Below are 12,055 nucleotides of genomic sequence, written 5' to 3'. Positions count from 1 at the left end.
TCAGAGATCTTGCAAGTCTCAGCAGGCGCAACAGCAGATGCCACGCTCAAAGCAGCCTGGGCTGCGACCAGCGATTCATTCAATGACGGAACAGCCAACCTGACCACCAAGGGCATGGCCGTGGACCTGTCTGGCATCACGCACGGCCAGGGCTGGAACGTGACCAATGCTGGTGCAGGCACCACCATCACCGGCAGTCAGTTCAATGACGTGGTCACAGGTGGAGCGGGCAACGACATCTTGATTAGCGGCGCAGGCAACGACGTGCTGATCGGCGGCAAAGGCTCAGACACTTTGACGGGTGGAGTGGGCGCAGACACCTTCCGCTTGAGTGGCGACACCAAGACCGATCACATCACCGACTTCGTGTCGGGCACCGACCGGATTGAGCTGGACCACTTGCTCTACAAAGCATTGGGCACAGGCCCATTGGCGGCGAACCAGTTTGTGCAGGGCACTGTTGCCACCACAACAACGCAGCGCTTCGTTTACGACCAACCCACGGGCAACCTGTGGAACGACGCGGATGGCTCGGGCAAGGGCAAGGCGGTGTTGATTGGGGTGTTGGACAACCATGTGCAGATGGCGCACACGGATTTGTATTTGATTTGAATCCGACGTTGGACAGTGGAGATTGGCATTGCCTGGAGCTAACCCCTGGCTTTTGTGAATACTTCGGTTTCTTTTTTTGGGTGTGCATGCTGTGCAGCGCCAAGCACTCAACAGCTCGCCTGAATGTTTGAGAATAGGCGCTTGCGTGCGCGGTGGTTTTGAACCTCTGTGCGGCGCTGACACCAGAAGATACACACGGTAAAGGAAAGCCCCCATGTCTAGCGGAATCGTCATTCATCCACGTCACGAACCATTCACCGAGGGCATCCAAGCCTTGCAAGGTTTGCCCTCATCCGTCATTGGCGACGTGATGGGACGCTTGGTCGGCACCGAGGGCTTGCACCCGGTCAACCGGTCCATCGTGACGGTGTGTGGCCATGCCTTCACCGTGCGCGTGCGCTCGGGCGACAACTTGTTGATCCACCAAGCCCTGGACATGTTGCAACCGGGCGACGTGCTGGTGGTGGACGGCGAGGGCGATGTGACCCGCGCTTTGGTGGGCGAGATCATGATGACCTCGGCGCGCATGCAAGGGGCGCTGGCTTTTGTGATCGATGGGGCCGTGCGGGACGTCGATGCCTTTGAAACCCACAAGTTTCCCTGCTGGGCTCGCGGTGTGAATCTGCGTGGGCCCTACAAGGATGGCCCAGGCAGCATCAACGTGCCGGTCACGGTGGGTGGCATGATGGTCAACCCAGGCGACATCATGGTGGGCGACGGCGATGGTCTGGTGGCGGTGCCCGCAGAGCGTGCGTTAGACATCGCCACGCTGGCCCATGAGAAAGTGGCCCACGAGCAAGCGACCATCCAAGACATCTTGCATGGCCGTTACTCCTCTGCTTGGGTGGGCGTGGCCCTCAAACAAAAAGGGCATTGAGATGCGCACTGTCACACGCCGCAGCGCCCTGTTGGGCGCCTTCCTGAGCGCTTGGGTGGGGGCTGCTTGCGCGGCCTACCCAGACAAGCCAATCAAAATTTTGGTGCCATGGGCAGCCGGCGGCGCCACCGACCAGGTCGCGCGCATGTTGGCACAGCCCCTGTCATTGGCGATGGGTGTGCCCGTGGTGGTGGAGAACAAAGGCGGGGCAGGTGGCGTGATTGGCACCCAGGCGTTTGTCAAAGAAAAACCCGATGGCTACACCCTGTTGTTGGCCACCAGTTCCACCAACGCGGCGGCGCCATATCTTTACAACAAACTTGGGTTTGACCCCGTCAACGACTTCAGCCCTGTGTTGTCCTTGTGTGCCATTCCCAACGTCATGGTGGTACCGACCAAGTCGCCTTGGAATGCACTCAAAGATGTTGTGGCGGCAGCCAAGCAGTCGCCCGGTGGGTTCACCTACGGTTCGGCAGGCATTGGTGGATCGCAGCATTTGGCGGGCGCACAGTTCAAGACCGCCGCTGGCATTGACCTTCGTCATGTGCCCTACAAAGGCAGTGGGCCTGCCGCACAAGATTTGATTGCCGGTCACATCGACATGATGATTGACACCGGGTCCTTGGGCAGCATTCGTGGTGGCTTGCTCAAACCCTTGGCCGTGGCTTCTGCCAAGCGCTTGCCTGCCTTGCCGCAAGTGCCGACTTTTGCGGAAGCGGGCACACCCATGATCGCGTCTGCTTGGTATGGCCTGATGCTGCCTGCCAATGCACCGCCCGAGGTGGTGGAGCGCTTGAACGCCGAGTTCAACAAGTTGCTCAAGTCGCCGGAGATCCGCAGCCGATTGACCGACATGGGAGCCGAGGTGTTGGGCGGTTCGTCGGCAGACTTTGTCAAGTTCACCTTGTCTGAACTCAAACGCTACGAAGCCATCGTCAAAGATTCTGGGGCACCTAAAGAGTGAGTTGAATCGTTCAACTTGTTCCTCCTCACCTTGACGCCACTTAAAACTATTTTTTGGACTTTGTCATGACAGCCGTTCGCGACCCTTCTGATTACAAAATTCTGTGTGTTGACGACGAACCCAACATCCTGTCTGCGCTCAAACGCATGATCAGCTTGGAGGGGTTTCAAGTGGTGACGGCAGACAGTTGTGCACAAGCCTTGACGTTGATGGCAGAACAAGCCTTTCATGTGGTCATTTCGGACATGCAAATGCCGGCGATGAATGGGGTTGAGTTTCTCGACCATGTGCGTCAACAATGGCCACACAGCATGCGCATCTTGTTGACCGGAAATGCCGAAGTGGGTGGTGCGATTGCGGCCATCAACCAAGGGGAAATTTACCGGTATTTGACCAAGCCTTGGGACGATGCCGAGTTGTTGGGGGTGATCAAGTCGGCGATCGACATCTGGGAACAAGCACGCGAACGGGATGCGAAACTGCGATCCTCTTACGTGATGTCCATCAAAGCTTTTTCAGGTTTGATCGACCTGCGCCGTCCTGAGTTGTTGGAGCATTCGCGCAAAGTGGCGCACCTGTCGCGCAAAGTGGCCAAGCATGCGGGCTTGGATGCTGACCACCAACAAGAGGTTTTCATTGCAGGCTTGCTGCACGATGCAGGCAAGATTGCTTTCAATGACCACATTTTGCGCACCAAATATTTTGAATTGCCTCTGGGGGATGTGAAGATCTACCGCAAACACGCAGCCTTGGGACAAATGAGTTTGAGCTTTTCTGAGGAATTGAGCGGTGTCGGGCAGATCGTTCGTTCGCACCACGAGTATTTCGATGGTACTGGCTTTCCCGACAAACTCTCGGGGGAGGCCATTCCTGTGGGGGCACGCATTGTGGCCTTGGTCGAGTGCTACGAAGAGCTCATTGAAGGTGAGTTCACCGAAGAGCCCAGCACCCCCCAACAAGCCTTGCGCATCATCGCCAGCAATCGGGGTAAGCTGTTTTGCCCCACCATGACCGACCATTTTCTGGCGGTCATGCAAGCCGTTTGAAGTTTTATCCGGCCAGACCTACGTAGACGTTTTGCACATCGTCGTTGTTGTCGATGGCAGCCAAAAAAGCCTCCACTTCTTCCAAGTCAGGTGCGCTCAAACTGGCGGGGTCAATGGGGTTCTTAGGCTTGTAGCCCAACTTGGCCGACAACACGGTGAAGCCTTGCGCAGGCAATGCGCGGCTGACCAAGTCCAGGTCGCTTGGGTCGGTCAAAAACAGCGTGGTGCCTTCTTCGTTGCCCGGTTCTAGGTCTTGCGCCCCAGCTTCAATGGCTGCCATCTCTGGGTCTGCGCCGGGTGCTGGTTCGGCTTCGATCATGCCCACGTGGTCAAAGTCCCAGGCCACCGAGCCTGAGGTGCCGAGTTGACCTTTGCGAAACAGCACGCGCATTTCTGAGGCGGCGCGGTTCACGTTGTCGGTCAGGCACTCCACCATCACGGCCACGCGGTGCGGTGCGAAGCCCTCGTACATCACGTGTTCAAAATGGACCACTTCACCCGTCAGTCCGGCGCCTTTTTTGATGGCACGGTCCAAGGTTTCTTTGGGCATGGACACTTTGCGGGCTTGTTCGAGGACCAGTCGCAAACGCGCATTCGCTGCAGGGTCGGCACCGTTGCGCGCGGCAATCATGATGTCCTTGGCCAATTTGCCAAACATACGGCCTTTGGCATTGGCCGCCACGTCTTTGTGTTTTGCTTTCCACTGTGCACCCATGTCAGGTCTTTCTTTGTGTTGGTGTTGTTGTTTGTGTATGGCTCGAAATGCCCGATGTTCAGGACTCAGTTTTCAATGAGGTTGAGCTTTGCGTCTTGCACCAGTCTTTCATAGGTTCTGACCTCAGACTCTTTGAATTGCGTGAACTCATCGGGATTGAGAATTTTCATCTCACGCGCGGAGTCTTTGTAAAACTTCACCAGGGCGGGTTCTTTGAGAACTTTCAGCAGTGAGGCATGAATCTGATCGATCACGGGGCGGGGTGTTCCCGCAGGTGCTTCCAGTCCAGTCCAGACAGTCGCCGTAAAGCCGGCAAAGGTTTCAGCCATCGTTGGCGTTTGCATCAAACTCTCGGTCCGCTTGTCAGACGTCACGGCCAGTGCACGCACTTTGCCGCTTTGAATCAGCGGAATGATCGAATTGTCTGCAAACAAAAAGTCTGTGCTGCCGTTCAAGATGGCATTCACCGCAGGGGCCGTGCCGGCATAAGGAATGTGCCTGGCTTGAGCGCCGGTGACTTGGTTGAGTCGAACGCCAGATAAATGGGGCAATCCGCCCAGACCCGAGGACCCAAAGTTGATCTTGTCGCCTTTTTGCTTGAGGCCCAGCACCAGTTGATCCAAGGTGCGGAACTCAGACTCCATGGGCGTGATCAATACGAACGGACTGAAGGACAAGGTGGCCACAGCTGACAAATGGGTCAGATAGTCGTAGGGCAATTTCTTAAAGAGCAAGGGCGCAATGGCGTGTTGTGTCGAACTCAACAGCAAGGTGTATCCGTCGGGCTTGGCCTTCGCAACGTAGGCCGCTGCAATGGTGGTGCCAGCGCCAGGGCGATTTTCAACAATGACGGCTTGACCCCATTCTTGGCTCAGGTGGTTGGCCAGCATGCGCGCAATGTTGTCAGCTCCACCACCGGCGGGATACGGGTTCACGATCGTGACCGCATGGGTCGGAAACTTTTGCGCATGTGCACCCATACTGCATGCGATCAGCAAGGCCGCTAAGCCAAGCCAGCAGCGTGGCGTTGATGTGATCCGTTGTTGCATGGGTATTTGCCTTTCAAAGCGTCAAAGCCAAACCTGAGGCGACTCCGCCCAACAGGTCTCCCTCAACCATCTCAACGTTTTTGAAGCGAGCTTGCAGCGCCTGCTGGAAAGGTTTCAAAGCGGATGAGCCACCCGTCAAATAAATGGTGTCAGGACCATTGTCGCCCAGGCCTGCAAGGTGAACGCATTCACACGCGCAGTTCACGACGCGTGTCAGCAGACTGTGCAGATGCGCTTGCATGTCGGCCACGCTCAGAGGCGCCGACAAGCCCTGTTCAATGCATGACAGATGGATGACCGTGTCCGCGCTTTGCTGTGAGCCTCGAATCTTGGCTTGTTCTACTTCGTGTGCGATGTGGTGACCCTGGCGCTCAGTCAGCACCCGCATCAAGCGGCGGTGCAAGGACTCGTCGCTGTAGTTGGTGCGCAAGGCCTGCGCTTGTGCCAAAGCGCGGGGTTGGTAAAGCCACTGAACCATGTGCCAGCTGGTCAGGTCAAAGAACACACGGTTGGGCACTTCGCGTTGCTGAGCACCCAGGTGTCGAAAGCCCAACAAGGGCATGACCTGTTCGAGGCTGAGCTGTTGGTCGAAATCGGTGCCGCCAATGTGCACACCGCGCGTGGCCAGCACATCGGCGCTGCGATCTGCACGCCCCATTCGCTGGGGCCCCAAGCGAACCACGGTGAAGTCGGAGGTGCCCCCGCCGATGTCGGCCACCAGCACCACACGCTCACGGGTCAGGCGACGCTCGTAGTCGAGTGCCGCCGCAATCGGTTCTAGTTGAAACGACACATCCTCAAACCCCACCGACTGCGCGGCTTGTAGCAACGACGTTTGTGCTTGCGCATCGCGCACGGGGTCGTCGTCCACAAAATGCACAGGACGCCCCATCACCACGCGACTTGGGGGCGCACCCAGCGTCTGCGTGGCGCGTTCGTGCAGCATGGCCAAGAAGGTGGCGATGATGTCTTGAAAACTGACCTGACGGTGGTTGACCACCGTGGTCTCTTGCAACAGGGCACTGCCCAGCAGGCTTTTGAGCGAGCGCATCAAACGCCCCTCTGTGCCTTCGAGGTAATGGGTGATCGCGTCCCGACCAAAGTGTGTGCTGTCGGCCTCGGCGTTGTAAAACACAGCCGTTGGAATGGCCGTGGCCTCGCCTTCTAGCTGCAAAAGTTGTGCGACACCTGGGGCTGGGGCCCAAGCCATGGCGGAGTTGGAGGTGCCAAAGTCGATGCCAAGTGTGCCTGGGCGAGAAAGAGTCTTACACGTAGAACGGTTCATCTGCCAATTGTCAGGCCCAAATTCACCCACCCTAGGTCGCCACGCCTCACCCAGCGAGCGCCGTCTCGTCCGTGTGGGTCAAGCTTCAGGGCAAGGGCAGGCTGTCAAACATGTCGTAGGTTTTCTTCAACCAGTTTTTGACGCGTTGGCGCTCCAAAAGCCCCAAGGCGTCGTCGCCGCTGGGGTGGTTGAGTGCGGCCCAAAAGCTGGCGTTTTGGCGGTCAATTTTGCGCATGCTGGTTTCTTGCAACTGACCCAGCGACACCACTCGCGCGCCAAATTGCAAAGCACGGGCCAAGGCGGTGGATTGCTCCAACTGTGAAAAGTCGCTGCCACGTCCCAGGTTTTTGACAACCACATAGTTCGGGCCTGAACCATAGGTGTCGACGAGTTTGCCCAGCATGTCCACCGAATCTTTGCCATCGTCGGCGATGTGCCAGAAGTTGACGGTCACGCCCATGTCGGCCATGACGGCAAACAAATCGGAGTCTTTGACCCAGCGTGCCAGGGGGGCTGCGGTTTGCGCCGCCAAGTCCACAATCACGCTTTGCGTTTTTCCTGCAAAAGTTGTTTCAAGCGCAGAGGCAATCAAGTCCAGTTCTTCGTAACTGTCGATCACGACCGGCGAGGCAAAGTCTTCGTAAAAACGAATGAACGAGGTGTGTGAGCGGTCGGTGTCAAAGCCTGTGAACAAGGCATTTTTGTCGATGAAGTATTGCGCCAGTACCCGTGCAACGACGGACTTGCCCACGCCGCCTTTTTCGCCGCCGATGAAATTGAGTGAGCTCATGGTTGTTCTTTGGTCAGTGAGGAGATTCACAAGCGAGATTGCTTGTGGATGAGTTTACGCGTGCAAGAAGCGTGCGCAGACCATTTCTAAGCGCAAACACCGCATGCGATGACAGCCATGGCGCATGAAAGCACCGAACCCTCACCAGTTGTGTGCAAGTTAGATTTCTGTGCGCTGAATTGGTGCGATTGCATGCAATCCAGTTGTGCTGTTTGTTTGGGCTGCTTTTGTTTTGAATCTTTGAAGTTCAAACAAATTCAGAATTTCTCTTTCAAAACATAGGCTTGTGAAATACATGCGGCTTTGCATGCAAGTTGGCACATTGCATGCAATCAGTGGATTGTCTTTTCACATTGGAGCGCCACATGAAATTTGTCCCACAGCAACTGCCGCACTGGTTGGTTGCCTTGCCCATTGCCTTGGCATTGCACGCGGGTGTGCAGGCCGAGACCGTCGCCCGCTATGGCATCTCCATGGCCGACATTCCTTTGACCACCGGCCAGCCTGACCGTGGCGCAGGTGCTTACCAATTCACGGGCCACACCATTTATGACCCCTTGGTGGCATGGGAAGCCAACATCGGCACACGCCCCGGCAAGCTGGTGCCCGGCTTGGCCAGTGCCTGGAAGGCCGATGCCAAGGACCCTAAAAAATGGCTCTTCACCCTGCGCAAAGGCGTGAAGTTTCATGATGGCTCTGACTTCAAAGCCGACGCTGTGGTGTGGAACTTGGACAAGGTCATGTCCGACAAGTCGCCCCAGTTCGATGCCAAGCAAAGCGCGCAAGTGCGACCCCGCATTCCGTCGATTGCCTCGTACCGCGTGGTGGACGAGTTCACGGTGGAGATCACCACCAAAGACGTGGATGCCTTGTTCCCCTACCAGCTGCCTTGGTTCTTGATTTCCAGCCCTGCACAGTGGGAAAAGATGGGCCGTGACTGGAACAAAGTGGCGGGTCAACCTTCGGGCACCGGCCCCTTCAAGCTCGACAAACTGGTGGCACGTGAGCGTGCCGACTTGGTCAAGAACGCCGCCTATTGGGACAAGACACGCATCGCCAAGACCGACCGCATTGTGTTGGTGCCGATTCCCGATGCCATGACCCGTGCCAATGCTTTGTTGAACGGGCAGGTTGACATCATCGAAACGCCACCGCCGGATGTGCTGCCGCAGCTCAAGAGCTCGGGCTTCAAGATCGTGCAAAACGTCACCCCCCATGTGTGGCCTTACCACTTCTCCACGCTGCCGGGTTCACCCTGGACCGATGTGCGTGTGCGCAAAGCCGCCAACTTGGCGATTGACCGTGACGCCATCGTCAAGCTGCTCAACGGCTTGGCCACACCCGCCAAAGGCCAGCTCGACAGCACCAGCCCATGGTTCGGCAAGCCTTCGTTCAAGATCACCTACGACGTGAAAACAGCCAAGGCCTTGATGGCGCAAGCCGGTTACAGCCCCGCCAAACCGCTCAAGGCCAAAGTGATCATCGCCCAAGGCGGCACCGGTCAGATGTTGTCGTTGCCGATGAACGAGTTCATCCAGCAAAGCTTGGCTGAAATTGGCATTCAACTGGAGTTTGAAGTGGTGGAGCTGGAAAACCTCTACCTGCACTGGCGCAGTGGGGCCAAGGCTGACATGAACGGTGGCAAGGGCATCACCGCCATCAACCTCGGGTATGTGACCGCCGATCCGTTTTATGCCATCACGCGTTTTGTGGACAGCCGCTACATCGCACCCAATGGTGTGAACTGGGGCGGCTACAACAACCCCAAAGTGGACGGCGCCATCGACACCATCCGCAAGAATTTTGATACCAAGATTCAAGACAAGTTGCTGGGCGAAATTCACGAAACCATGGTGGACGACGCCTTGATGTTGTGGGTGGTGCATGACACCAACCCGCACGCCATGTCACCCAAGGTGAAAGAGTTTGTGCAAGCCCAACACTGGTTCCAAGACCTCACCACCATCCGCATGCCCTAAATGTTGACGTACTTCCTCAAGCGTCTGTTGTACGCATTGCCCATCGCACTCAGCGTCACCATGGTGTCGTTCATGTTGGTGTACTTGGCGCCGGGCGATCCGCTCAACGCCATTGCCCCAGCCGACGCACCCGCTGACGTGATCGAAGCCCTCAAGAGCGCCTACGGCCTGGACCGTCCGGTGCCCGTGCAATACGGCCTGTGGCTGTGGCGCGCGGTGCAGGGTGACTTGGGCACCTCCATCGCTTCGGGCCGCGCTGTGGCCACCGAGGTGCTGGGCGCAGTCAGCAACACCCTGGTCTTGGCCGGTGTGGCGGCAGGCCTGGGTGTGCTGGTGGGCTGTGTGTTGGGGGCGCTGGCGGGGTACAAGCATGGCAGCTGGATCGACCGTGTGGCGACCTTCTTGTCGGTGGTGGGGGTGAGCATTCCCCACTACTGGCTGGGCCTGGTGCTGACGATTGTGTTTTCCATCTGGCTGGGTTGGTTCCCCGCCATGGGGGCGGGACCCGGTGGTTCGTCCGAGTGGTTGTGGGACATCGCGCACCTGCGCCACTTGGTGTTGCCGGCCATCACCTTGTCGGTGATTCCGATGGGCATCATCACGCGCACCGTGCGCGCCTTGGTGGCTGACATGTTGGGCCAAGAGTTTGTGGTGGCCTTGCGTGCCCGTGGTTTGGGCGGCGTGGCCGTGTTCAAACACGTGGCCAAGAACACCGCGCCCACCGTGTTGGCGGTGGCGGGCTTGCAAGTGGGCTACCTGATGGGCGGCTCGATTTTGGTGGAGACGGTGTTTGCCTGGCCAGGCACCGGCTTCTTGTTGAACACGGCCATTTTTCAGCGCGACATGCCGCTGTTGCAAGGCACGATTTTGGTGTTGTGCATGTTCTTTGTGGTGTTGAATTTGTGTGTCGACATCCTTCAACCCCTGATTGACCCCCGCATGGGTCGAAGCTGAGGTGCATGTCATGACACAGACTGTTTCTTTGGCCCCCAGCCGCAGCTATTGGCATGTGGTGGGGCGTCAGTTGCGCCAAGACCCAGTGGCCCTGGCCAGTGCCTGCGTGCTGCTGTGCATTGTGTTGGCTGCTGTGCTGGCACCGTGGCTGGCACCGGCGGACCCGTTCAAGGCCAGCATGATGCGCCGCTTGTTGCCCGTGGGCAGCCCGGGCTATTGGTTGGGCACCGACGAGTTGGGCCGCGACATGCTCACGCGCTTGATGTATGGCGGACGCTTGTCTTTGCTGATGGGCGTGGTGCCGGTGCTGGCAGCGTTTGGCATTGGCGCCTCTATTGGTTTGTTTGCCGGCTATGTGGGCGGGCGCGTCAACATGGTGATCATGCGTGCGCTGGATGTGTTTTATGCCTTCCCGTCGGTGTTGTTGGCGGTGGCCATCTCGGGCGCTTTGGGGCCCGGCATGAGCAACAGCTTGATTGCCCTGACCCTGGTGTTTGTGCCGCAGGTGGTGCGGGTGGCCGAGAGCGTGACCACGCAGGTGCGACAGCTCGACTACATCGAAGCCGCGCGCATGAGCGGGGCCAGCGCCTTCTCGATCATCCGCGTGCATGTGCTGGGCAATGTGCTCGGGCCGGTGTTTGTGTATGCCACGGGCTTGCTCAGTGTGAGCATGATCTTGGCCTCGGGCCTGTCGTTCCTCGGTCTGGGAGTGAAGCCGCCTGAGCCCGAGTGGGGCCTGATGCTTAACACCTTGCGCTCGGCGATTTACAGCAACCCTTGGGTGGCGGCGCTGCCGGGTTTGTTCATCTTCATCACCTCCATCGCCTTCAACCTGTTGGCCGATGGTGTGCGTTCTGCCATGGACATTCGCAAATGACCGATTCATCTACTCTTGCCATGCCAGCCCAAGACCGGGGGGGGCCAGCCCAACCTCTGCTGGTGGTGCGCGATTTGAAAAAACACTTCCCAGTCCGCTCTGACCTGTTCTCGCGTGAGCGCAAGTTCGTGCACGCGGTGGACGGCGTGAGCTTTTCGGTGGCCAAGGGCAAGACCCTGGGCATCGTCGGTGAGTCGGGTTGCGGCAAGTCCACCACGGCGCGCTTGATCGCGCGCCTGATGGCCCCCGACAGCGGCAGCATGGTGTTTGATGGCGACGGTGTGGCCGAGTACGGCGGCATTGCCCTGAAAGAATTTCGCCGCAACTTGCAAATGGTGTTTCAAGACTCGTTTGCCTCGCTCAACCCACGTCTGACGATTGGCGAGACCATTGCCTATGGCCCCCAGGTGCATGGCATGCCAGTCGGGCTGGCCACCCAAGAAGCGCGCGCCTTGTTGGCACGGGTGGGCTTGGAGCCTGACCAATTTGCCTCGCGCTATTCGCATGAGTTGTCGGGCGGCCAACGCCAGCGCGTCAACATTGCGCGCGCCTTGGCGTTTCATCCGCGCTTGGTGATCTTGGACGAGTCGGTGGCGGCGCTCGACAAGTCGGTGCAAGCGCAGGTGTTGAACTTGCTGCAAGAACTCAAGGCCGAACGGCAGTTGACCTATTTGTTCATCTCGCATGACCTGCATGTGGTGCACTACATCAGCGACGACGTGATGGTGATGTATCTGGGCCAAGTGGTCGAAAAAGGCCCGGTCGAGCGCATTTACGGCCAGGCGGCACACCCCTACACGCGGGCCTTGCTGTCTGCCGTGCCGTCGATGGACCCAAGCCACCGCACCCAACGCTCGCCCCTCACGGGTGACCCACCCCTGTCTCTTATACACATCTGACGCTGCCG

12 protein-coding genes are annotated in these 12,055 nt (G+C 58.1%); 8 read left to right on the top strand and 4 right to left on the bottom strand.

The features are described from left to right. From ACKWJN_RS02585 to ACKWJN_RS02570, 4 genes are all read left to right on the top strand, one after another. Positions 1–612: M10 family metallopeptidase C-terminal domain-containing protein (locus ACKWJN_RS02585; RefSeq protein ID WP_408594244.1), on the top strand; the 612-nt coding region annotated here is incomplete at its 5' end. Positions 613–826: 214 nt separating this feature from the next. Next, on the top strand, positions 827–1,489 hold the full coding sequence (locus ACKWJN_RS02580) for an RraA family protein (protein WP_408594242.1): 663 nt from the start codon (positions 827–829) through the stop codon (positions 1,487–1,489). A gap of 1 nt (position 1,490) precedes the next feature. Continuing rightward, a complete protein-coding gene (locus tag ACKWJN_RS02575; RefSeq protein ID WP_408594240.1) occupies positions 1,491–2,453 on the top strand; it encodes a Bug family tripartite tricarboxylate transporter substrate binding protein in 963 nt (320 codons plus the stop codon). Positions 2,454–2,518: 65 nt separating this feature from the next. Continuing rightward, the gene (locus ACKWJN_RS02570; protein WP_408594238.1) at positions 2,519–3,499 is read left to right on the top strand and encodes an HD domain-containing phosphohydrolase; all 981 of its coding nucleotides are present in this window, start codon (positions 2,519–2,521) and stop codon (positions 3,497–3,499) included. Positions 3,500–3,503: 4 nt separating this feature from the next. Here the strand turns inward: ACKWJN_RS02570 and ACKWJN_RS02565 are convergent, their stop codons facing one another. The 4 genes from ACKWJN_RS02565 to ACKWJN_RS02550 form a co-directional block, all read right to left on the bottom strand. Further along, positions 3,504–4,214 (bottom strand): YebC/PmpR family DNA-binding transcriptional regulator, encoded by a 711-nt coding sequence (locus ACKWJN_RS02565; protein ID WP_408594236.1) that lies wholly within the window; start codon positions 4,212–4,214, stop codon positions 3,504–3,506. Positions 4,215–4,279: 65 nt separating this feature from the next. Further along, positions 4,280–5,263 carry a Bug family tripartite tricarboxylate transporter substrate binding protein gene (locus ACKWJN_RS02560; RefSeq protein WP_408594234.1) on the bottom strand — a complete coding sequence of 328 codons (984 nt, stop codon included), beginning with the start codon at positions 5,261–5,263 and terminating at the stop codon, positions 4,280–4,282. A gap of 13 nt (positions 5,264–5,276) precedes the next feature. Next, on the bottom strand, positions 5,277–6,548 hold the full coding sequence (locus ACKWJN_RS02555) for an Hsp70 family protein (protein ID WP_408594232.1): 1,272 nt from the start codon (positions 6,546–6,548) through the stop codon (positions 5,277–5,279). Between the two features lie 85 nt (positions 6,549–6,633). Further along, a complete protein-coding gene (locus ACKWJN_RS02550; protein ID WP_408594230.1) occupies positions 6,634–7,338 on the bottom strand; it encodes a mobilization protein in 705 nt (234 codons plus the stop codon). A gap of 365 nt (positions 7,339–7,703) precedes the next feature. Between ACKWJN_RS02550 and ACKWJN_RS02545 the strand changes: the two genes are divergently transcribed. From ACKWJN_RS02545 to ACKWJN_RS02530, 4 genes are read left to right on the top strand one after another with little or no spacing between them, the layout of a single operon-like run. After that, complete coding sequence (locus ACKWJN_RS02545; RefSeq protein WP_408594228.1) at positions 7,704–9,317, top strand: ABC transporter substrate-binding protein; 1,614 nt, start codon at positions 7,704–7,706, stop codon at positions 9,315–9,317. Further along, positions 9,318–10,271, top strand: coding sequence for an ABC transporter permease (locus ACKWJN_RS02540; protein ID WP_408594227.1), 954 nt, complete (start codon positions 9,318–9,320; stop codon positions 10,269–10,271). It begins immediately after the preceding gene. Positions 10,272–10,281: 10 nt separating this feature from the next. After that, complete coding sequence (locus ACKWJN_RS02535) at positions 10,282–11,148, top strand: ABC transporter permease (protein ID WP_408594225.1); 867 nt, start codon at positions 10,282–10,284, stop codon at positions 11,146–11,148. Then, entirely contained in the window at positions 11,145–12,047 is a 903-nt protein-coding gene (locus ACKWJN_RS02530) for an ABC transporter ATP-binding protein (protein ID WP_408594223.1), read from the top strand. Before ACKWJN_RS02535 ends, ACKWJN_RS02530 begins: the two co-directional genes overlap by 4 nt. The last annotated feature ends 8 nt before the right edge of the window (positions 12,048–12,055 follow it).

This window comes from Limnohabitans sp., from assembly GCF_046052825.1.
Lineage (GTDB): Bacteria > Pseudomonadota > Gammaproteobacteria > Burkholderiales > Burkholderiaceae_C > Limnohabitans.
The sequence above is the reverse complement of the archived record's forward strand: the minus strand, read 5'-3'. Positions and strand labels throughout refer to the sequence as shown.